Consider the following 24,774-nt stretch of genomic DNA (forward strand, 5'->3'; position numbering starts at 1 on the left):
AAACTTCTCTCCCACATAGCAGAAGAGAAGTTCTATTCCAATTTACAATACAATAATTATTGCACAACTAATTTTATCTTTTCAACCTTATCTAAATACTGAATAGTAATAATATACAATCCTTTATTGAAGGTCTTTTTATCTATTTTTGTTTCTTCTGATGTGACAATAGAAGAATAAACATTCTTTCCCTCTACATCAAAAATATTTATTTCTGCTCCTAGAGATTCAATAGGATGACTAATATGAACACTACCTGTAGAAATAGGGTTTGGATATACCTTAGAAGAAACCTTATTGAGTTCACTATTCAAACTTTCTCTCTGATTAGAATTACCTGCTCCTTCAATTTCGATATGCGCCCAAGATTCAGCCCCCTTAAAAGTGATGTAATATTTCCCATTCTCTTTTGCAGGAAAGTTATTCACCCAAAGGTTTGTAATATCAACCCCATTAATAGTAACAGATTGCGTACCCCAAGAGTTAATATAATTAATAGTACCAGATACTACCCAACATTGTTCTTCTACACCATCATATGAGAAATTTAAAGTAATTGGTGTTGCACTTTCACAACCTCCTACTATTTCTTCATTTTCCACGGTAATTGTACATAATGCATTCACCTGTGCATTACTACTTTGTGCTGTAATAATAACATTCCCTTCTGCTAATGTAATTACTTCTCCTGTCGAAGAAACAGTAGCAACCGCTGTATTAGAAGACGTCCAAGTCACCGACTTATCAGATGCATTTGCAGGTAAAACAGCTGCTGATAATTGTAATGACTGATTTACTGATAAGTTTGCTGTTGCTTGTGATAAAGATAATCCTGTAACTGCTACAGTCTCACTCGTTGTTTTAGAAAATTGAAGTGCTTTAATGTTAAAACCACCTTTTTCAAATACAAACTTTACTTCTTTAGTACCTGTAGTTACAGACGCTGTTCCGCTTTCTTGAATTGAAAATGCTTCCCATCCTCCTGTGCTACTTACCTGTTTAGTTCCTGTCACATTTACACCGTCAATCTCAATATGATATTCTCCTCCAGTACTATTTGCTGCTAAAGAAGTAGAAATCACGTATTCTCCGCCTTCTGTAAAATTCACGGTATATTTTAACCACTCATTATCCTTTGTCTCTCCAATATAATAGGCACCATTTCCACCAATTTGATAGATATCTACCGCATCGTTTCTAAAAGTCCAATTAACATTCCATATGGCTCCATCTCCATAATCACCAACTGCTCCTTGTTCAAAGTAAGCGTAGCCTTGTTTTCCTAAATCATAATTTACAGCTGTAATATTATCCGAAGGAATGTTTACCATTTCATAAGCCTTAGTTACTGTTGTCCCTACTCCTCTTGTTGTGGCATCAATAACAGAATAATTATATACACAGTTATCTATTCTTGTGTTAGTAGCCCATTGCATTAAAGCAGCTTTTGCATTGGCTACAGATGGTTTTGCTCCTTCACCATTCCAATATTTCAATACATCTTGCATTCCTTGTGGCATATCAACTTTTAATAAACCTTGAATTTGATTTATCTTTTTTAAAGGCCAGAAAGAGTAACCAATATTATTCGAGTTAAGTAATTCAAAATTCTCACTATACCATTGGTTAGAGTTTTCTCCAGTTTCTCCACACCATATAGGCGTATTTGTTGAGTTTCTAAGGTCTATAAATTCTTGGATTGATCCCTGATCTACATCTGACCAATATTTATGAAAAGCATACACCATATTATTATCAAAGGCAGGAGTCAAACCTCTAAAATCATTTGCCCACCAGTTACCTTCTATAAATACAATATGATTACTATCTACTTGTCTTAACTCCCATAAAATAGATGTATAAAGGTCAGATAGCATTTCATTCTGATCGCCTAATTCCCAATTTGTCTCATTTAATAAATCGTAGCCTGCAATCCACTCTTCATCAGCATATCTAGATGCAATTTCTCTCCATAAATGTACTGTTTTTGATCTATTCTCTCCGCTTTCCCATAACGATGGATAGGCTGGATTATAATCTGATATTGGCTGATCCTCACCTTGACCACCTGGAGCTGCATGTAAATCTAAAATTAAATAAACTTGATGTTGCTTACACCAAGCTAACAAATTATCGATAAGGTTATAACCTCTAGAAATAACCGTACTTTGCCCCTCCACAGGTTCCTCTTGAATAGGTAACGTGAATAAATTATAGTGCAATGGCACACGAATACTATTAAAACCCCATTCTTTTATTTGAATAACATCTGCTTCCGTTACCATATTGTCTAACCAAGCATCATAAAATTCTTGTTTGTTTTGTTCGCCAATTACATCAATAATTCCTTGCTCAATTTCCCATTGTGGACCAAAAGGAACTTCCATTATATAGCCTTCTTGTACCATCCAACCATCAAGGTTTATAGCATTTAATAGAATATTAGTTCCATTTCCATCTACAATGTTTTTTCCAGAAGTATGTAAGAAATTATTTTGAGGTTGTACATTTCCTGTAATACTAAACCAATTGATGTTAAACCCACCAATGTTTGCTTTAATACCAATTTCATACTCTCCTTGAGGAAGTGAAATATCATGAGTTATTGTTTGCCAAGTTTGCCATCCACCTGTTGCAGGTACAGTAATAGTACCTAAAACAGTTGCGCCTTTATCTTTGTCAATCTGAATTTCGTTACCTCCATTAGCAGAAGCCACTCTGTAAGATAGCGTATAAGTACCACTTGCAGGTACACTGATATTGTAACTCATCCAATCGTCATCGTCAATATAACCTATATTAAGGTTACCCGATTCGTCTTGTGTTTGCTCGGTTTGTATTCCCGACATTCCACAGTAATTTTCACTCTCAATTTGAGATGGAATTACTATAGTGTTACAGTTATTAATAGTTAGTATTTCTCCTACTACAATCTGGTTTGCAAGTAATAGAAGTAAAATAGAAAGAGCTTGTTTCATAATCTAAAAATTAGTGTTGATAATACACAAATATTCATTAAAGCATCAAAAAAGCCATATTTTTCACTACGACAAACCTACGACAAACCCTCTTTATATGTAAATAAGAGCACTTTTTAGAGATAAATCAGTTTGACAAGATAAAATACAGAGAAAAATTTAAAAATGATTTTCAAAAGAGTTACTCATCTTTTTTTAAAGAAAATATTTATAAAGACAGTTCATTTACTAATATCAAAAAATATATAATTTGTATTTAGCTTAGAAATCAACAAACTTAGCTTAATGAAAAAAAGCTACTGCAAATGATTAAAATTAGAACTTCCTTTACATTATTATTTAGCACTGTAATTCTATTTTTATTAATTATCTTAATCATCTTTTTAAGATTACTTGATAACAGAAAAGAGTTTGGCAGTATGCAATTTCAACGTCAAAATTCTTTTGCATTAAGTGATTATTTAATTGATAGAAATAATGAACTGACTCGGCTTTGTACCAATTCTATTTATAGTAAAAACGAAATATGGCAAGAGACCTATCAAAAGTTTTTAAATTATGATGATCCCGCTTTTCTATTTCTTAAAAGTGATTTTAAAGAAGACAGCCTACAAGCAAAAGGCTTTACTACTCAAGAAATTCAATTGATTAATAATGCCCTTTTACTTTCTAATAAAGCTATTCAGATAGAAAAAAAGGCTTTAGCATTACCTACTCAAGGTACTGCATTGGCTTTACTTCAGCAGACAGAATATTTAGATGCTAAGAACAATGCAAATGCACTTTTACTTTCTTTGGAAAAAACAATAGATTCTCGGACTACAAAAACATGGAACGATAGTAAAGAAGAAGGCTTCACTCTTTTTTATACTTTATTGATACTTTTACTTTTTGTACTGCTGTTTTCTACAGCCTCTTATTACTTAATTAGATTAAGGTTAAAAAGACAAGAACGCATTGACAAAAAGTTTAAAGAAAGCGTAGTCGAATTACAATCTACAAAAGATAATTTAGTAGAAAGTGACCATCGATTTACATTGGCTACCCAAGGAACGGGTATTTTAATTTGGGAATATGATTTAATAAGTAAGCAAATCAATTGGTTTCCTAAAAACAGTAAGCTGTTAGACTTTCCTTCTGAAAAATTGACGCCTTCTATAACATCAATTCAAGAACAAATTCATAAAGGAGATCTCGATCAATTTAATCAACAGTTTAAAAATTGTATTGAAAATGGTAGTGCTATAAGTATTGATGTACGTTGTTATAATGCTATAAAAGAGCTAAAGTGGTATAACTTTAGAAGTGCATCAATAAAAAAAAGCAAACAAATTGTTGGTACTTTTTCTGATATAAACGAGCAAATGAAGCAAGAAGAAAAAGTAATTAACGCTATATTAGAAACAGAGGATAAAGAGAGAAGTAGAATTGCAAGAGATATACATGATAGTCTCCAACAAACCATGTCTACCTCTTTACTTAATCTTGAAAAAGTGCGAGTATCTAATGAAATCTCTGATAGGGAGCTCGTAAATAAATTTGATATTGGCTACAACTACCTGAAAAAAGCCATTCAAGAAAGTAGAACTTTGGCTTATAATCTTATGCCTAAAGTGATCCATCAAAATGGAATTTCTCCAGCAATTCAAGCTCTAATAAGTGCATTAGAAGGATCTACTACTACTCAAATTATTTTTTACGACAATCTTAATGAGGAACGATTAAAACTTTCTGTAGAAATGACTTTATACAGAATTGTACAAGAGAGTATCAATAATGTCATCAAATACTCTGAAGCAGAAAAATGCACTATACAATTATTAAAATATAGCGATTTACTCGTTTTAACTATAGAAGATAATGGTGTTGGGTTTGACTTATCAACAACAAAAAATACCTTTGGCTTAAATAGTTTAAAAACAAGAGCTGAGGCGATTGGAGCTTATCTTCAAATATCATCAGTTAAAAATAAAGGAACCGAAATAGTCTTAGAATTGGCTTTATAATTATGAATACCCCTATAAAAGTACTTTTAGTTGATGATCATAACATGATCCGAGAGGGATTAAAATCTTTCTTAGACAAAGAACATTTTGATATTATCGGCGAAGCAGTGAATGGTGTTGAGGCACTTCTTTTATTAGAAAAACACAAAGTTGATGTTGTAATTACAGACATTATGATGCCTGAAAAAGACGGTATAACATTGTGTAAAGAAATTACGGCACAATATCCTTCTATTCATGTTCTCGCACTTACAATGATGAACGAAAGTTATAACATCAAAAAAATGCTAAATGCAGGTGCTAAAGGATATATTCTTAAAGATTGTACACAAGATGAATTACGAAAGGCCATTACATCTGTAGCCGCTGGAGAAAATTATTACTCTTCTGAGGTTACTTCAATTATTATGCAAGGGCTTTCTTCTCAGCCTGCTGTAAAGAAAAGGGTTTTGACAGAAATACCTTTAACGGAAAGAGAAATGGAGGTTTTACACCTTATTTGTAAGGAATTTTCAAATATAGAAATTGGAGAAAAGTTATTTATTTCTCCGCGAACAGTAGAAACACACAAAAGAAATTTAGTTGAAAAAACAGGTGCTAAAAATGTGGCAGGATTAGTTTTATATGCTATTGAAAGAAATCTATTTACAGACCTTTAAAATCTTCTAAGGGATTCCCGTATTTACAAGAACTCTGCTTTTTACGTACAATTATGGCCTTTAAAACCGCCACCTTTGATTCACATTAGAGGCATATAATTTTCAATCAATAAAGTAAAATTCAGATGAAAAATTTAAGATTAATAGGTAAAATCACAGTGCTATTTTTAACAATAGGCTTTTTCTCATGCAATAATGATAACAACGAATTAGGTCCGATAGAAACTCCAGAACATCCAATTGCAGATCCTGGCCCTGTACAACCTACACCACCGGTTATCAACAATTAAGTTACTTTTACTTAGCTAATTCTAATCCTGTCCTCATGGTTTATCATGAGGACTTTTTTATGTTCCAACTTCTCTTTCTATGTGTTTCCCGTAGTTTTCTAATATGGTTAATTCCCTCTCAAATTTGAGTGGTTGATAGAATAAATTTGCTGTATATCAATTACAAAAAGAATACAACAATATGAAAAATCTATTAATTACTACCGCATTTTGGTGTATATCATTACTCAGTTTTGCACAACAAAAACCAAATATCGTTGTCATCATGACCGATGATGTGGCCCCTCAAGATATCTCTGCTTACCATAGAGGATTAGGTGCCGTTAGTACACCAAATATAGACCAAATAGCAGATGAAGGATTATTAATTAATGATTATTACGCACAACAAAGCTGTACCGCTGGTCGGTCTTCATTTATAACAGGACAATATCCAATTAGAACAGGACTTACTTCGGTTGGACAGCCAGGGTCTAAAATTGGTTTACAAGCAGAAGATGTTACGCTTGCTGAAATGCTAAAAGACCAAGGATATGCCACAGCTCATTTTGGAAAAAGTCATTTAGGAGATAGAAATGAACACCTTCCAACTGCACATGGTTTTGATGAGTTTTATGGTTTCTTATATCATTTAAATATGATGGAAATGCCAGAACAACCAGAGTTTCCAAAAGATAAAGACTTTGTAGGTAGACCAAGAAACGTGATTTACAGTAAAGCAACAACTATTGATGATCCAACTATTGACCCAAGATGGGGCAGAGTAGGTAAAATTACTGTAGAAGATAAAGGCGAGTTAGGTGCATTACGCCAAGAAACATTTGATGATGAAGTTTTAGAAATTTCTCAAAAATGGATGAAAAAGAAACAAAAAGAAGATGCTCCTTTCTTCTTATGGTTTAACCCTTCTAGAATGCACCAAGAAATTTATGTTTCAGAAAAATGGCAAGGTAAAAGTGGGCATAGCACCTATGCTGATGGACTTCTACATTTAGATTACTTGGTTGGTGAGTTATTACAAACGCTAGAAGATATAGGTGAAAAAGAGAATACAATTGTCTTATTTACTTCTGACAATGGAGTAAACCTTGCCCACTGGCCTAGTGCTGGAACGGCATCTTTTAGAGGAGAAAAAGGAACTACTTGGGATGGAGGCTTCCGTGTTCCAATGTTAGTAATGTGGCCTGAACATATACCTGCAGGAAAGTGGAGTGGAGAGTTAATGACATCAGAAGATTGGGTACCAACATTAATGGCTGCCATTGGTGAACCTAACATTAAAGAGGAGCTTCTTGAAGGGAAAAAAATAAATAATAAGGAGTACAAAGTACATCTTGATGGGTACAACCAACTTGATTTAATTACTAAAAATGGGAAATCAAACAGAAGGGAATTCTTCTACTTTGCAGAAAATGATTTACAAGCAATCCGTGTAGACCATTGGAAAATACATTTAGCAATTAAAGATGAATGGCTAAAAAGTGCAGAAAAATTACCTGCTGGTATGATTATCAACTTAAAGCTGGACCCTTACGAACGTACACCAGAAACGCCCGGTCATTTTCTATGGATGAAAGAAAAAACTTGGATACTGCCAACAATTGTTCCTCCATTAAAACAATTTGGTAAAAGCATGAAAGAGTTTCCTCCTCGTCAGAAAGGAACAGGGATTGGGGCTGGAGCCATTATGAATCAGAAATAATAATTATTTGCTATATCAATACTATAAACATCTAGTTTGTATGAAAACAAGAACATTATATACCCTACCGATACTTTTCATTTCACTATTTTTTGGATGTAATACCTCGCAAAATAGTCCAGAAAAAGTATCCGAAAATTTATCCTTAGAAGAACAAGTAATATATCAGCGTGCTTTTGAAGCAATAGTATGGGGAATGCCAGCCACTGCTATTTATAGATTACGTGAAGGTTTTTTAGAGTTACCAGAAGTTGATAATAATGTAATTGTTGCCTACTCAAAACCAGCATTATCAAAACATAAAGCAATTACGGCCAATACAGCAACTCCTTATATTACTGCTTATACCGATTTACGTGAAGGACCTGTGGTATTAGATATTCCTGCAGTAAGCAATAAAGCTAGTTTATATGGTCAAGTTGTAGATGCATGGCAATCAACAATTGCAGGTGTTGGTCCATCAGGAGCTGATAAAGGTAAAGGAGGAAAATACCTTTTTCTACCTCCTAATTATGATGGTGATGTTCCTCAAGGATATTTCGTTGTTCAATCAACAACTTATCGTCTTGCTTTAGTATTTCGATCAATAAGAGGAAAAAATGCTACAGATAAGGATGCCTATGATTATACACAACAAATGAAGATGTATTATTTATCAGAAGGTGAACAACCTACAAAATTTGTTGATGGTATTCCTTTTCCCTTGCAATCATTACCTCGTTATGATTACCATGCACTTGAAGACATTCATGCCATATTTAGTGTTGAACCAGTTTTAGAGAGAGACAAAGTAATGATGGGGATGTTGGCTACAATAGGTATTAAACCAAATAAACCATTTAACCCTGACAAAAAGACAAAGGCAATATTTAATAAAGCTGCTAAAGATGCTTATGATTACATGCACCAATTGGTAAAAAAACATCATGAAGATGGGTTATATTGGGAAGATCGACAATGGAGTTTTGTTATGCGTACAGATGATGCTGATGGATTCGATTTTGTTTCTGATACACAAATTGAAATTGATAAAAGAGCTGCTGCTTGGAGTTTTTTCACCTTATACCCTCAAAAATTAGGGAAGCACCCTGCTACGGTTTATTTAGCTCCAACTGCAGATGCTAACGGTAATACTTTAGAAGCTGGAAAGCTTTACAAAATCAATGTTCCTAAAAATATACCTGCAAAACAGTTTTGGTCCATTACCGTATATGACGATTCAACCTGGGCATTTATTAATAATCCACTTGGACGTTCTGGGCTTGGTCAATTTAATTTACCAGATATGGAAGTAAATCTAGATGGTAGTATTGACATATATGTTGGTCCTGATGCTCCAAAAGGAGTTGTATCAAACTGGATACCAACATCTGGTAAAAAACCATATATCTGGCTAAGGTTATACGGCCCAAAAGATACATTTTGGGAAAAGTCATTTGTTATGCCAGATGTAGAGTTGGTGCAGTAATAATGCTATAGTTTATATATTTTATTTAAAATATAAATTACCACAACTCATTAAAAATAAAGAGATTAATCATATTAATTGATAAACAAAAAGAGCACGACCATTTATTTGATCGTGCTCTTAATTATATATTTAAAATCTGATATATACCGTTGATATTATTTATTATCAACTACTTTTTTTATACCAGGCATAGTCCATGTTTTATTTAAAACCTCTTCTTTTGGCCAATACATTCTGAATGTCAACTCAAAATCTACCCCCTCTTTTGTTGAAGGTAACCAATTCTTTTCATGCCCTTTAGGAGCATCTTTTTGAATATAAATATCTAATGATCCATCTTTATTGTAGACCATATCTTTTTTATCTCCAAGATTGTATCTATCAATTGAATTTTCTACTAAAAATCCAGTTTTATCATACATTGTAATTGACCAAAAGCCTTCTACAGGAGGTAATTTATCTGCAGCAAAATGAAGAATATATTTATTCGAACCATTTAATAAATTGCCGTCAACATCAACTGCCGTATTTGGATAAACTGCATCTTCTCCTAAATTAGCACCAAAACCTATTTTAGTAACATAAGCTCTAAAAGCATAATTAGTACCGTATTTACCTAAACCAGTTGTTGTTACAAACCAACCGTTTTGTAAACTTTCTGCTTTTGGTCTTGCCGTAATTTGTTTAAAAATAGCCTGTGCTTTTGCAGGAATTTCCTGAATTGTAGCTTGCTCTTCAGCTGTAAATTGAGATAAATCAAATGTGCCGCCAGCAGTAATTCCAACTTCTTTAAGTTGTGTAATAAAATCTGTATCTGCTGCTAAAGGAGGGTTAGAAACCATTAATGCCATCATCTTATTAAAATAATCTGTAACATTAAGATTGTCTACAACTTGCATTGGCACAAAATTATTTTCCTCTTTAAAATTTCCTTCTGGAACTTTGTAATTTTTATTATTTCGTTCAGATAATGGACGGACAATTATTTTATTTGCAAAGTTTTTTACTTCTTTTTTACCGTCTTTATCGTCAGTTACTTGAACTCTACCTAATAACCAGTTTAAATTCGTTTCCGATTTAATTATTGTAACATCCTTAGGTAAGTCTCCGGTATAATTTGGCCCAACTAAAACTATATTTAACTCTCCTTGTCCAGTTGTTCTAGAACCTAAAGTAGAAATTACATCTGTATAGGCATTTAAAACAGGAATAAGGTAATATCGTTTTGTTGCTGGAATTTGAATAAATAAGGGTTCTTCAGATAAATCTGCATAAACTATATTATAATATGTATCTAAATTAGGCCTTACAACTCCTTTAAAATCAGCTTTAGGAAAAGGATATAAACATGCCAATTGGTTTATTGGTGCTTTGCCTTTAAAATGATTAGATGTTACAATGTTGGTTGATACCTTAAATGTTTCACCCATTGTCAATAGTGGGTAACCATAAAAATAGGCCTGTGTAAGCAATTCTATTTTCTGATCTACACTTTTATTAGTAGTATGTTGGTTATCCTGAGCCATTGATTTTGTAATAAAACTTGATAAAAGGAGTGTGATTAAAAAGGTTAATTTATTTTTCATAACTGAATCATTATAGTTAAAATCCTTATTTACACTATTATAAAACGATAATATTGAAAAATAAATTATCAGATTATTTTATAAAAACATCAGATTATAACATTAAGTTCTAAACTGCAGTTGGAATTTTTTAGGAGTAATATCAAATTCTTTTTTAAATAAAGATGAAAAATGACTCATACTAGAAAAGCCTAAGTCTGCAGAAATCATAAAGATGGATTTATCTCCCTTCATTAATGCTTTTTTTGCTTGTTCTAAACGTACTTGTTGTTGAAATTGATAAACGGGTAACCCAAATGCTTTTTTAAATTGAGATCTGAGACTACTAACACTAATTCCACATTCTTTTGCTAGAAAATCTATTTCTAACGGTATACCTTCCGTTTCAGAAATCATATACCTGGCCTTCATTAATAATTTAATATTTAATGAATTCCCCTCTTCTTCTTTTATCTTTTCTCTCTGAGATAAACTTTCAATTAATAAATGAAAAATATAGAAGCTACAAGCAAACAATAATTCTTGTTTATAAAGAGAATGTTGAATCTCAAACATTCTATAGAAAGACCCCTTCATTAATGGTGTCATTTCTTCAAAAACAGTATATACTTGTTCTGGGTTACATAAAGATTTTAAAGAAGGTGCTCTTTCTATTAACTTATAAAAGTAGTTATACTCTACTCTTAACATTACAAGTTGGATTCTTCTGTTAACTGATAACTCCCAAGCTAGATTTTCTTTATTATTAGAAAGTAAAACACCATTTAATGCTTCATTAATTCTTCCTCCAAGAAATATACTAGAGGCATCTCCAAAAATTATTGGAAGGTATTTATCTTCATCTTCAAAAATAAAAGGTTCTCCTGTTAGCTTTTGATGCAAAAAGATATCTATTCTAATAAACTTAGTTCTAGAAGTAAGCTCATAAGCCTCTATAAAGCCATTGCCCAATTCATTATCAAACTTAAGAACAGTTTCATCTACCTCACCTTGAAGGGTCTGGTTCCAATAATGTAATAATTTTTCCATTGTATTCTTTTTCTTTGAATAAGATACTCAAATTCAAGGAAAAATTATGAATATATATTTCAGTTATTTATAACTTTTTGATTTAAATATATATACCCCATCCACAGGTTATTTTCTCGTCTGCGATTGTACCTGCTAACAGGAAATTTTTCAGGCTCTTTAAATTGGTTTAAATCAATTGATCCAGAAAATGGAGGAGAATAAAGTATTGTATCTGAATTTTTTATTTTGAGTCGTAATTTTGTTTTAAAATCACCTTTATAAACTGGGATATTAAAATAGGCATACTGATTTGGAATCATAGTATAAAAATAATAACTATTTCCGCACCAACTGTTTACCCAATACTCTATAGGCCGCCAATTTCCATTTTCATCTTGTGCTTCTTGAATAGCCATTGATTCACCATCTTGTAATTCTATATGTAGTAAACTATCAGTCAGGTTCGCTACCCAAACTCTGTATCCTTTTACTATTTGAGGGCCTTTTTTTGTACTTCTCTCAGGATAAATTTGTTTATACACTCCATCCACTAACTCTATATTGGGCAGTCTTAATGTATGCCAGTTATTACAATTATAATTTACAAAAGAAGTAGTATCTACGTAAATAAATGGATGTGTAGAATATACATTCTCAACATAAAATTCTTCATCGTTTTCTAAATTATTTAGACTATCAACTTTGCTAATATACTCTCTCCTTACTTCTTCTTTAAGAAGACTCTCAAAATTATACGACGCAGCCTGCATACCGTTTGCCTCAAAAATAGTTGCTGAAATTGAGTCATTTATTGTAATATTAGGTGGAGAGAAAGGATACTTTAAACGTTCGTTATTTAAAGTACAAGAAATAAAAAATGAACAACTTAATAGTGCATAGATTGTGATTGATTTCATAGTATTTACATGTTAGTAAGGAGGTTATGACATATAAATAAGTTAGGTTATCAATAATTCACTTGGTATTGATTTAACTGATTTAAAGAGAGTTTATCAGTATTTAATAAAGAAAAAGAGTATTAGTCGTCTAAATCAAAAAAAATGATTAACATTTAATGTAAAAAGCCTGACAACTACTACATGTAATTATCAGGCTTTAGATCATTTATAATAAAAAGATTATTATTTCAACCATTTCTTAGCACACCATTTTCTTACAGGTTCATCATAAAACTTAACAGCTACGTAAGCTACAGCAATGGATACGACAAATGTAACAACACCCCAAACTGCAGCTACTTCATAAGATGTTTTACCTGTAGCTACATTATCTACAACCCAAGCTGTAAATACATAAATAAATGCATAATGAGTGATATAAACTGGATAAGATATATCTCCTAAAAACTTGGCTAACTTTCTCGTTTTCTCAGATTTTATATCTCCATTAGCACCTATATACACAAGTAATGGAAATACAATTAAGATTACTAAACCTTCATATAACCCATTTATCCAATTAATGTCTCCACCTAACCTTGGTAAGGCTAAAACTACAAACATGAGGATACTTGATAACAAAAATGCATTTTTAATATAAGTTGGTTTCATTATTCTAGACAATAATAAACCCGATAAAAATGGGTACAACAAACGTGTAAAACCAATACGTAGTTGTTCTGGATCTAAAGACCAACCTCCTGCTACTCCACCTTGAGGTGTTGTTACTGTAAATTGAATTAATGCACAACCCGCTATGAAAGTGAGTAACATTAAAGTCTTGTTAGATAATTTTCTTAATACAAAGGCATATAGTGCATAAGCAATGTACTCAAAGAATAATGTCCAACCAGGACCATTTAATGGATACATTTCTCCCCAACCTCTGATATCTAAAGACTTGCCAACGGGAATCATTGTAAAGCCAATTACCATAACTAAAAGCATTTTAGTTACAGGTGTATTTTCTATAATAGGAAATAATGTTGGCGATGCCTGAAAATAATATGTTGCAGCTCCAAGTATAGAACCAATAATTACCATTGGTTGTAAACGGATTATTCTTCGTTTAAAAAAGCCACCAAGTGTCATTGTATCCCAACGGTTATTATAAGCTATGCCAATTACAAAGCCAGACAATACAAAGAAAAAATCTACTGCTAAATACCCGTGGTTAATGATCTGTTCTTTATGTTTTCCTAAAGCGAAGGCTTCTAAAATATGAAAAGCAACTACAATAATGGCAGCCACACCTCTTAAGCCATCTAAGATTTCGTAATGTTTGTTAGAAGGTTGATTCATGAATTTTGTTAGGTTAATATGATTAAGTTAGTTGCAAAATCTTAAAACATGTCTTTTCTCATATTGTATTTTATTAATTCTACAGTAGACGATATTTTAAGTTTTGCTTTAATATTTCGTTTATGAGACTTAATAGTTTCTTCTGCTATAAACATTTCTTCAGCAATTTGCTTACTAGTAAGTCCCTCACAAATATAATCTAGAACTTGTTCTTCTCTTAATGATAAGACGTTTTCCGTTGCTTTTACTTCTTCAAAATGAGTTTCTATTTTTTCTGAATAAAATTTACGGCCATCCATTATCTTATGTATTGCATTTACAAGGTTCTCTTCAGAGTCATCTTTTAAAATAAACCCTTCAATTCCTAAGCTTTTGATCTTTTTAGTGAAAGAATACTTATTGTGCATAGAAATCATAAGAACACGCAAGTTAGGGTGTTTCATCTTTGCCAACTCTACCAGCTCAATACCATTCATTTCAGGCATTTGGATATCAGAAATTAGCAAATTATACTTAGTAATATCTGTTGCTAAAAACTTTTTAGGCGATCCAAATACATCTACCTTTTTAATTAAAGGAAAGTAGATATTAATCAATTCTATCAATCCTTTTAAGAATAGATTATGATCATCAACAAGAGCAATATTTATATTATTGTTCATCTTTATAAAGGTATTTGAATAAGGATAGCAATCCCTCGTTTAGTATTAATTTTATGAATGCCTGATAGAATTTGAATTCTATATTTTACATTTTGAATTTCTCTATCTATATCTTCTGTACTCGCAAATTTTAGAGTACTATTGTCCAAGTAACTAATTAATAATTTCTCCTTCTCTCGAGATATTTCTAGATCAACTCTAGTTGCTTTAGATATAATTGGCAATACAGTATACATCTCCTGAATAATTCTATAGATATGGTGAAAGTTGGTTTCTGATGTATCTATCTTTCCATCAATATGATGCGTAAATGTATAATGTGTAGACGAAGTAGACATTTTGAGAGCCAATTCTTGTAGTTCATCTAAGAAGTATTCCTTTTCTAAATTAGGAGTGACAAGGTTATGCGATAGCTCTCGAACATTAGATAAGGTATTATCCAATATTGGTTGTATATCATTATCTTGATTTTTCATTTTCATGAACGAAAGATTACCACCAATTCTATCATGAATATCCCTGCCTATTCTATTCCGTTCATTTTCCTGACTATCTACAATCGTTTGTATATGTTTTAACTGATGTTCTTTTTCTATATTCTGTAGTTTTTGATAATTCTTGATGGTATCCAACCATTTCATAATAAGAATATAAATTATAAAGGCACTAATTAAAACAGCATTAAAGTAGCTAATAACATTAGTATAAAAGCTCCTTTTCATAATACCAAAATGAGGTACTGCCACAAACAAAAAGAACGTAACCATTATAAAAATATACAACGATAAAGTGATTTTACTAAATGGCTTTTTCTCTTTTAAAGCAGGAATAATCATATTCAATAGAATTAGATTTGCGTACCACCAACAGTATAAAATTACACCAACAGTTGTTAAGGTATTAATCCAAAAATTATAAGGGTAGAAAAAAGAAACTATATATAATGCTATGAGTAGAATGTTTACATGAAGTATATACGGTAATACTTCTTTATCCTTTTTATCTGTAAGAGAATATTTAAAATATTGGCTAAGACCATATACTCCTACTTGATTTACTATAATTCTTAAAAGATAACTAAAATCTGCACCTCTAAAATCTAAAAGTCCTAAAAAATTACCACTTTCAATCTCAGAAAATAACGAGAAACCTAAAGAGTACAATAGCACTCCAAAGTATGCCTTATCTTTTGTGATAAAACCTAAAACCAACATACCCAATGCTAACAAAATACTTAGTGTTCTAATTATAAGAAACACCTTATCTCTTGTAGTCGATAGTTGTTTATATTCTGTGGTATCATATAGTTTAGCAAAAGTAGAAAGTGCCCCTCCGTAACCATTTATTTCTAAGTAGAGTTCTTTTGTTTCTCCTTCTTTAAAATATAATGGAATCGCATTATCTGTTTTACCCTTTGTTACGGTAGTACTAATATCATATTCTTTTAAATCGTCTGAAATAGAAGAAGATACATATATTTTTCCGTAAGGAATTAATACATAGTTTAAAGAAAAAAGTTTTTCTATTTCTTTATTTGAATAGAATTTTGCCTTAAACCACATTTTTTGATGAAAAATAAAGAAGCTCAAGTTACTATTTGATATAGTTTTCCATTGAACACTAGTATCTGACAGTACTTGTGTAAGGTTAATTTCTTCTTCAGTTTTTTCGAAGAAATAGGCTAAATCGTCATTATTTACAGCATTTACATCATAAATTTGTTGACAAAATGCAAGTTGCACACACGATAAAGTGACAAGGATATACAGTCCTATAATTTTCATTTGTTGTTGTTAGTAAAGTAAGTTTCTATAATAGATTATTAGTAACTGGAATGTTAATTTCCACATACAACCCAGAAGATGAATTAATAGTCATCTCTCCAGTTAAAGCAGTCACCCTTTGTTGTATATTTAATAAACCAATTCCACTTTTATTATTTTTTTCAGACAGTCCTTTGCCATTATCACGATACGTAAGTAGTACATTTTCTTCAGATAACTTAATTTCTAAATGTACTTGTTTGGCAAAGCTATGTTTCACAGCATTCACAAATAATTCTTGAATTATACTATATAAATTTTCTAAATCATCATATTTTAATGGTAGAGAATCTGTATTAGTAGTAAAGTCAAATTTCATGACTGTTGTAGAAAATCTAGAAGTAAGTTGATTTACTTGAATTATCCAATTTTCCTCTTTAAAATTCATCTTTTTTAAAGAATAGGTCATTAATTTAAGTTCATCTAGGGTTTCTTGAAGCACCTCAGAATGTGCTAAAGTTGTCTGTTTTAATTTTGTATCTAAAAGATTTAAATCGTTTGTAATTTTTTTCTGAATTTCTTTCCCAATAGCATTTCTTTCGGCTTCTTGACTATCTAATATTGCTTTCAGGTATTCTTTCTGAAACTTCTCTTCTAATTTAGTTAACCGCTTGTTTTCTGTATTAACGGTATATACTTTCAATAAAACCATACAAACCATTACAACAGAACTTATTATTCCATCAGAATAAAGATAAAATGCAGAAAAGTAATTTTGTGATAACACACCAAAGTAAGGAGTAACCACAAACAGTAGAAAAAAGCTAACAATTAAAAAATAGAAGAAAGTACTTAAATCAAAATTCAGAATTCTTTCTTTATTTATAATCTTATAAGATGCTACGATTATAAAAATTAAGATTAATAGTATGGCTATTGTATATGTTAAACTCACAACCATAGGGTATTGAGAAAACAATAAATAAATGATTTCAATAGCTATAAATACTACATTAAAATATTTACCTACATTTCCTTTTTGTTTACGATCTTCCAAAAACAAAAGGTCTCTCAAAAAATAGAAAAAAGAAACAACGAGTGCATGAGCAGCTACTATTTTAAAGAAATAGCTGATATCTAATCCATTCAAAGAAAATAACCCTAATAAACTGCCTGATTCTACCTCAATAAAAAGAAATGCACCTAATAACGCAATTACAAAGTTGCTATACATCTTATCCTTTAAAGAATAGAAAAGTACACTACCTATCAAAATAAAAACAACAAATACAGTCCTCATTATCAAACCTAGATTTGCATTCACTTTATTTTTGGCTGCTACTACTTCAGATGAAAGAATTTCTGGATTACTAGACGTTAAAGTTCCATACCCATATACTCTATAATAAATTTCTTTTACCTCACCTTTTATAAATTTCAAAGGAATTCCTCTTGCTCGGTGATTATCCGCTACAACTGTACCCATATGTACAACAGACCAATTTTGAGTAACTGATGAGAAAATATACACATCTAAACTAGGCGTCATTTTATAACTAAATGCAAGTACTTTCTCTTGCTCTAAAGAAGACGTTAATGTAAATCTATACCACTTTGCTGTAGAAAAAGGTACTACGGTATATTTATCAAACGGTAATTTATTCCAAGTAAAACTATTTGGGTGTAGATACACATTTGTAGTAGTACTCGAAGTAACTTCTACAAAATCATCAATTAATTCTGATGAAGAAATATCAAAAGAGGGTTGCCCCCAACATAAAGAAAAGGGTAAAAGGATAATTAAAAGTGAAAGTTTCATACAGTACACAATAGTAGTAGCTCAAATTTGTTCAATTGATGTATAGAAAACAAGCATTTTATATATATGCCGACAACAATGTGCATTTTCTGTTATAATTGAACCATTTCCTTATTAATTATATTTACTACTTCAAAAAAAATTAGGCTGTGCAAACTCATTATTTCGAATTACTAGAAATAATCCGATTGTTATTAATATTATATTAAGAATATAAAGAGCTATTCCAATTTTACTTGAAATAACTCTTCTCTATTATTATTAATTCTAGTATCAACTAGTCGTTATCACATTCTAATTCCCATTGATACTGTCCATCATCTTCTCTATCCCAACGGCAATTTCCAGGATCGAAAGGAGGTCTTCCTGTACCATTATCTCTACATTTTAATTCCCATTCATTATCATCATTATCCCATACGTAATCGCATAAAGGGCTTGGAGATTCAGGTCTATCCGGACGTTGTCCTCCAATATTTCTGTTATCATCACATTCTCTTTCCCAATGTTGGTCATCATTATCCCATTCCCAATGGCAACCTTCTGGCAATTGAGTTGTTGGTGGCACATTTGGATTTGTATAACGCCCATTTCCACTTCTGTTTCTGTTATCACATTCTGTTTCCCAATGATGATCATCTGCATCCCATTTCCAATAACAACCTTCACTTAATGGGGTAGTAGGTTTTGGAGGAATCCCATTTTCATTGCTATCGTCATCGTCAAAATTGCAAGAAATAAATAACGCGCTTAATAATGTTGTTATAGTAATTAAGCGAAGTAACGTGAATAGATTTTTCATAACTTTTTTGTTTTTGTTTATGATACAAATATTCACCTTTCATTCTCCTTATAGAAGTAACGCAATGTTACGAGGGGTAACGCGATTTATATAATTTGAGTAACATATGTAGGGTGACACCAAAGGCTCAGTAGTTTTTGGGGGTGCTCTATAAACGAAGGTGTACTTTCTTCTAAAATGGTTTTGAAGCGTGCTCTTTGAGTCTTGGTTTTTGATAACTTACTTAGTAAAAATAAATTGAAGAAATATAAGTGGTCTTCTAATCTTTTAAGCAGCTCATCACTTACTTCTTCTTTTCTTAAAAGTGCTAAAAAGGCTTCAAACGAAATACATGCTGACGGTAACTTATCCGTTACAGACATCACTTGCTCCTTTTTTTGCATAAAGCCTTTTGTGTCTCCAAAATAGCCTAGAAGTAATAATTCTTGGATTTCTGTTTCATAATGCTTCCCCTCTATCGCTAATAATTTCTCGAAAAGCTTTTGTGCATTTTCTTGTTTGCCCTTATAGATTTCACTCCAAATTTTTTCGGCCAAGAAATCTGCCGTTTCCAAGTTATATAACTTAAATAACTCTTCTGCTTTTTCTAAACCATTAGGGAAATTCAATACGTTATACTGATAATCTATATGGTAATATTTTATCAGAATTGATGCAACGAAAGAGCTTTTTGTCTGCCCTAGCACTTTTTCTAACTTCGTGATAAGTTCTCCTATAAACTCCATCCATCCTTTCTCTAAAACTATCTCTTCGAACGCTATAAATGTACTTATCCATTTCAAACTTTCTACCTGATCTATCTCCTTCTCAAGTAGTCCATAAGGACCATCTATTAGTAGTTGCGTAAAAACTATAAGATCATTTAAATTGCTTAATTCTTTAGTAATTGGAAAGCTCTTTTCTAAAATTCCATGTTGGTTTCTGTCTTTTATAATTAAACCTAATTCGTTCTTATTTTTAAATGTAGAAACATAGAAATCTGCATCTAAAGCATCTGTAACTTTAAAGAAGTTTGTTCTTAAAAAGCGAGATGATAATACTTCTTTAAAATAGTTAGATTGCTTTTCTTCATTATTTTCAAAACTATATAAAGGTGAAATATGAAGTTTAGGAAACTCATAGGCAGTTCCTGTTGGTAATACAGTTTTCTTTGCTTTTAAATCAGTTACTTTTTCTGAAATACGGGGCTTATAACTTCCTCTAGGAATTGTAATGACAGCATCTTCTTTTGTTCCTTCTTGCAAATAAAATTTTGATAAAAGAACACGCAACCTCCCTATTTGTACTCTTACTATTGGGTCTAAAGACGGATCGAAATGTTCCTCTCTATCAAACACCTCTAAAGCAATGGTATAAGAAGAAAAATCACTTTCCTCTCCATCATAATATTTAGAAATAAGATAATTAAGGAGTGCTTTAGCTCTAAAAGAAGAGACAAAAACTTCGCTCTCTATTATCTTTTTAAGTGTTTGTTCAATTTGTACCTTTTCCATCTTATATTTTTTAGATAAGGGAAGATAATAAAAATAATACCTACACTTATTCTAAAACAGAAAAAACCTAGTCATATAATACGACTAGGTTTTCCTTCTTTACGTTTCGAATTTCAAACATTAGCAATACGCTAACACCTGATGACTTTTGACCGAAATCGTTAGATCTTTTTAATACCTTTTGTTTCTGCTTTGTCTTTTACTTCAACAATACTAATAGCGTATCCACCACCTGGAGCAGTAAATAATGCTAATTTAGATTTGCTAGAAACAACATATTTTTTAATTTGATATGCTTGAGGATTTGTTTTGAAGTTAGCATCCTTTGCATCAGAATAAACTGTAGCGATATACTTCTTATCTGTATCCAAGAAATCAAACTTAATAGTTGATGTACGTGGAGTTTCATCGTTTGTTTTACCTACAAACCAGCTGCTAGAATCTTTTGCTTTACGAGCATAAGTGATGTAATCACCTGGTTCTGCTTCCAATACTTTAGTGTCGTCCCAATCAATAGCAACGTCTTTAATAAACTGGAAAGCATCCATGTACATTTCGTAATGTTCAGGTAAATCTGCTGCCATTTGTAATGGAGAGTACATTGTAACATACAAAGCCAATTGTCTTGCTAAAGTAGTTCTTACATAAGAAGTTCTACTTGCTTCTAATTTGCTAATATCTGTAACAAAAATACCTGGAGTGTAATCCATTGGTCCACCTATTAATCTAGTAAATGGAAGAATTGTAGTATGGTTTACTGTATTTCCAACAAATGCCTCATACTCTGTTCCTCTTGCAGATTCGTTACCAATTAAGTTAGGATATGTTCTTCCTAAACCTGTAGGGCGAACAGCCTCGTGAGCATTTACCATAATCTTGTACTCTGCTGCTTTTTTAATAGCATATAAGTAGTGATTGTTAATCCATTGTGAGTAATGGTGGTCTCCTCTTGGTAAAATTGGTCCTACATAACCAGATTTTACAGAATTGTAACCATTATCAACCATAAATTGATAAGCACTATCCATGTGGCGTTCGTAGTTTCTAATAGAACCAGACGTTTCATGGTGCATCATCATTTTTACACCTTTGCTTTTTGCGTACTCACGTACTTCATCTACATCAAAATCTGGATAAGGAGTAACAAAATCAAATACATAATCTTTTGATTTACCAAACCAATCTTCCCATCCTTCGTTCCAACCTTCTACAAGAACAGCGTCAAAGCCATGTTCTGCAGCAAAATCAATATAACGTTTTGTATTTTCTGTAGTAGCACCGTGCGTACCGTTTGGTTTCGTTTTCGAATAATCTGTTTTGCCTAACTCTACAGAATAGATATCATTTGTATACGACCAAGAGCTTTTTCCTGTGATCATTTCCCACCAAACACCAACGTATTTAACTGGCTTAATCCAAGATGTATCTTCGTATTCAACAGGTTCGTTAAGGTTTAAAGTAATGCTAGATAATAAGATATCTCCTGCTTCCTTACTTGCTATAACTGTTCTCCAAGGAGTTGTCATTGGTGCTTGTAAATATCCTTTTGCCCCTTGTGCATCTGGCGTTAAATGAGATTCGAAAACTAAGTTTTTGTCATCTAATTCTAAGTGCATACAAGAGTAATCTATTAAAGCAGCCTCATGTAAGTTGATATAAGTACCGTTATCTGTTTTCAGCATTAATGCAGTTTGCACTCCTGTATCAGAAAAAAACGTTTGAGATACATTACCTGTTTGTGCTTTTTCTGATAAACCTCTAATCTCACTTAACTTAGAGATTGTGTAATCATATTCTTGAGAATCATAATCGCCAGGAATCCAATAAGCAGTGTGGTCACCCGTCATAGCAAATTGCGTATGCTCTTCTTTAACTACAAAGTAGATTAAATTTGGTTGCTCTGGAAATTCATAGCGGAAGCCTAAACCGTCATCAAACAATCTAAAACGAACCACCATTATACGGTCTGTTTTTGCTTGCTGAAGTGTAACTTCTAATTCGTTATAATGATTTCTGATTTCTTTAAATTCACCCCAAACTGGCTCCCAAGTTTGGTCAAATGTACTTTCTTCAGTACCGTTTACTTTAAAACCTTCAATAAGGTTTGTGTCATTGATTAATTCAAGACCTAATTTACTTTCTTTAATGATAGGTTCTCCATCAAGTTCTAATTTATATGTAGGAGTTCCATTTGATGTTAACGCAAATTCCATAGTGAAATTTCCACTAGGTGATTTTAGCGTTTGTGCTTGCGTAGATATTGCTAATAATGCAATAAATAAAGTTATGATATTTGTTTTCATGCTATACCGCTTTTGTTTTCATTTCGATAGTACAAACATACGGCAAACAAAAGTGTAGAACTAACACAAGTTGTTAAAAAGTAGTAGAATAATACACTTAAAACACTATATATCAATCAAATAACACACAGCAACAAAGCATAAAAAGTAGTGATATTTTAATAATAAAAATACAAACACAATCACATAACTCTATACAATAGCTTTAAATTTCTTTTAATTTATCTTCAAATTGCTCTCTTTCTACTATTGTATTGTTTCTTGCCTTGGTTCTGTAGTTATATATTGTAGTAATAGAATATCTTAAAAACTCTGCTATCTGAGTGCTTTCATCAATACCTAATCGTACTAATGCAAATACACGAAGTTCTGTATTAAGTAATTCACTTTTCTTTAAAATGATTTTGGCTTCAGGTTGCATCAAATGGTTATAATCTGCTACAAAATTAGGGTATAATTTAAGAAACGATTCGTCAAAATCTTTATAAAAAAGCTTCAATTCTTGATCTACCACTTCTTTAGATTTCAATAGTTTTAAAATATCTTCTTTCGTTCCTTTATTCCCTTTGCGTAATAATTGTTTTCGGTAATCATCCATTTTTCCAATGTACATAGAACACAGTTTTAGGTACCTTGCAATAGATTCTTCTTGTATGTTATTTACACTCTTTAAAGCAAGATTAGCCGAAGCCACTTTATCATTACTTTCTTTTAACTGCTCGTTTAGTAAATGTAATTTGGTATTGGCATCTACTACTTGCTTATTAGATGACTGTAATTTTCCTTTCTGCTTTTGGATAAAAAAGATAGCAAAAAATAAGACCACTGATAGAAGGCTTACAACCGTAATAAAAATCTTCATGTTGGTACGCGTTCTCGTTTGATTCTCTTGATAAGCGTGATCTATTACAGGTAAAATTTCTAACACTTCATATTGTCTTAATTGGGTGTTACTCTCCACGGCATCTTCTAATGCTACTTTTAAATAAGTATTTGCTCTTTGGATTTCGTTAATTTTAAAAAGTGCAAGTGCCAATTCTCTTAATGCTGCATGCTCTTTAATACCGTTCTGAATATCAGATCTTGCAGATAAAATTAAGTAATTAATCTTTTTCTGCTCGTTCCCCATTCTTCCATAAGCATCTGCCAATGCGTAAGCTGTTGGTGCATATACTCTATCTTTTTCTTTTAAGTTGCTCAATAGGCTTTCTAGTACTTCTACCGCTTTTTTATAAGCACCTTTATCTTTTAATAACTCTGCATTTGTTAGTAAATAAGATAGACTTCCTTTTTTGTCTACCCTTAAAATTCCTTCTTCGTAGTATCGCCATTCTTTTTTATATTGATTAGATACGCCAGATGTATTTCTTAAAGATAATAATGTATTATAAAGTTGAGCATTGATAGCATAGTACTCACTTAAAAAATTAGGGCTTAGTTGTTCATCTCTGTAATTGTCTAATATTGCTATTGCTTCATGATACAAGCCTACAAGAATATAGGTTTGAGACAATAGAAGCTCTGATGCAATCAGTTTATTTTTATCGTTTAAAGACTTAGACAATTGATGTACAGACCGTGCATAAGTTAACGCTGAGTCTGAATTATAAGGAAGATACTTCTTTGCTAAAAGTAACATTAATTCGTACTTCACTGCTCCTTTTTTCTCTACTTGCAATTGCTCTTTAAGAATATCTATTTGATTGAGACGTTTTTGGAAATAAGTCTCTCTTTGAGAAAGATAGATATCTAGTTCGGTAAAATCATAGTTATCTTGTGCATACACATTTGTACAAACAGTACTACAACAAACTAAAAATAATACTATTAAGCAGTGGATCTTCATTTTCATTTTCTTCATGTACTTAACAAAAGTACTCATTAATTAGTTAATAACATTTTGTCGTAAAAAAAAGACCTTATTAAGGTCTTATTTATATAGAATTTCAGTTGCTAATCTTCTAATTA

At 31.7% G+C, this 24,774-nt stretch carries 17 protein-coding genes; 5 read left to right on the forward strand and 12 right to left on the reverse strand.

Features of this window, described 5'->3' with window-relative positions:
* Positions 1-56: 56 nt before the first annotated feature.
* Positions 57-2,978 (reverse strand): carbohydrate-binding protein, encoded by a 2,922-nt coding sequence (locus KM029_RS09835; protein ID WP_144073128.1) that lies wholly within the window; start codon positions 2,976-2,978, stop codon positions 57-59.
* 305 nt (positions 2,979-3,283) lie between these two features.
* Between KM029_RS09835 and KM029_RS09840 the strand changes: the two genes are divergently transcribed.
* The 5 genes from KM029_RS09840 (at position 3,284) to KM029_RS09860 (ending at position 9,103) form a co-directional block, all read left to right on the forward strand.
* Positions 3,284-4,984 (forward strand): PAS domain-containing sensor histidine kinase, encoded by a 1,701-nt coding sequence (locus KM029_RS09840; RefSeq protein ID WP_144073129.1) that lies wholly within the window; start codon positions 3,284-3,286, stop codon positions 4,982-4,984.
* 2 nt (positions 4,985-4,986) lie between these two features.
* Positions 4,987-5,643, forward strand: a complete 657-nt coding sequence (locus KM029_RS09845) for a response regulator transcription factor (RefSeq protein WP_144073130.1) — start codon at positions 4,987-4,989, stop codon at positions 5,641-5,643.
* A 125-nt stretch (positions 5,644-5,768) separates the two neighbouring features.
* A complete protein-coding gene (locus tag KM029_RS09850) occupies positions 5,769-5,933 on the forward strand; it encodes a hypothetical protein (protein WP_158631019.1) in 165 nt (54 codons plus the stop codon).
* 181 nt (positions 5,934-6,114) lie between these two features.
* The gene (locus tag KM029_RS09855; RefSeq protein WP_144073131.1) at positions 6,115-7,635 is read left to right on the forward strand and encodes an arylsulfatase; all 1,521 of its coding nucleotides are present in this window, start codon (positions 6,115-6,117) and stop codon (positions 7,633-7,635) included.
* Between the two features lie 40 nt (positions 7,636-7,675).
* A complete protein-coding gene (locus KM029_RS09860; protein ID WP_144073132.1) occupies positions 7,676-9,103 on the forward strand; it encodes a DUF1254 domain-containing protein in 1,428 nt (475 codons plus the stop codon).
* A 158-nt stretch (positions 9,104-9,261) separates the two neighbouring features.
* On the opposite strand, the gene KM029_RS09865 is transcribed toward KM029_RS09860, so the two are convergent.
* The 11 genes from KM029_RS09865 to KM029_RS09915 all read right to left on the reverse strand — a co-directional run bounded on the left by KM029_RS09865 (position 9,262) and on the right by KM029_RS09915 (position 24,658).
* Entirely contained in the window at positions 9,262-10,692 is a 1,431-nt protein-coding gene (locus KM029_RS09865; protein WP_144073133.1) for a DUF1254 domain-containing protein, read from the reverse strand.
* 102 nt (positions 10,693-10,794) lie between these two features.
* Positions 10,795-11,721 (reverse strand): helix-turn-helix transcriptional regulator, encoded by a 927-nt coding sequence (locus tag KM029_RS09870; protein WP_144073134.1) that lies wholly within the window; start codon positions 11,719-11,721, stop codon positions 10,795-10,797.
* A gap of 59 nt (positions 11,722-11,780) precedes the next feature.
* A complete protein-coding gene (locus KM029_RS09875; protein WP_144073135.1) occupies positions 11,781-12,620 on the reverse strand; it encodes a hypothetical protein in 840 nt (279 codons plus the stop codon).
* A gap of 225 nt (positions 12,621-12,845) precedes the next feature.
* Entirely contained in the window at positions 12,846-13,964 is a 1,119-nt protein-coding gene (locus KM029_RS09880; protein WP_144073136.1) for an acyltransferase family protein, read from the reverse strand.
* 41 nt (positions 13,965-14,005) lie between these two features.
* Positions 14,006-14,626 carry a LuxR C-terminal-related transcriptional regulator gene (locus KM029_RS09885; protein WP_144073137.1) on the reverse strand — a complete coding sequence of 207 codons (621 nt, stop codon included), beginning with the start codon at positions 14,624-14,626 and terminating at the stop codon, positions 14,006-14,008.
* 2 nt (positions 14,627-14,628) lie between these two features.
* On the reverse strand, positions 14,629-16,410 hold the full coding sequence (locus KM029_RS09890) for a sensor histidine kinase (protein ID WP_144073138.1): 1,782 nt from the start codon (positions 16,408-16,410) through the stop codon (positions 14,629-14,631).
* Positions 16,411-16,435: 25 nt separating this feature from the next.
* Positions 16,436-18,208: a sensor histidine kinase gene (locus KM029_RS09895; RefSeq protein WP_144073139.1), complete on the reverse strand. Its 1,773-nt coding sequence runs from the start codon at positions 18,206-18,208 to the stop codon at positions 16,436-16,438.
* Positions 18,209-18,485: 277 nt separating this feature from the next.
* A complete protein-coding gene (locus KM029_RS09900) occupies positions 18,486-19,010 on the reverse strand; it encodes a hypothetical protein (RefSeq protein ID WP_144073140.1) in 525 nt (174 codons plus the stop codon).
* 86 nt (positions 19,011-19,096) lie between these two features.
* Positions 19,097-20,503: a hypothetical protein gene (locus KM029_RS09905; protein WP_144073141.1), complete on the reverse strand. Its 1,407-nt coding sequence runs from the start codon at positions 20,501-20,503 to the stop codon at positions 19,097-19,099.
* Between the two features lie 161 nt (positions 20,504-20,664).
* Entirely contained in the window at positions 20,665-22,806 is a 2,142-nt protein-coding gene (locus KM029_RS09910) for a glycoside hydrolase family 97 protein (protein ID WP_144073142.1), read from the reverse strand.
* 205 nt (positions 22,807-23,011) lie between these two features.
* Positions 23,012-24,658 carry a DUF6377 domain-containing protein gene (locus KM029_RS09915; RefSeq protein ID WP_215586341.1) on the reverse strand — a complete coding sequence of 549 codons (1,647 nt, stop codon included), beginning with the start codon at positions 24,656-24,658 and terminating at the stop codon, positions 23,012-23,014.
* Positions 24,659-24,774 lie beyond the last annotated feature (116 nt).

The organism is Flammeovirga kamogawensis (assembly GCF_018736065.1).
GTDB lineage: Bacteria > Bacteroidota > Bacteroidia > Cytophagales > Flammeovirgaceae > Flammeovirga > Flammeovirga kamogawensis.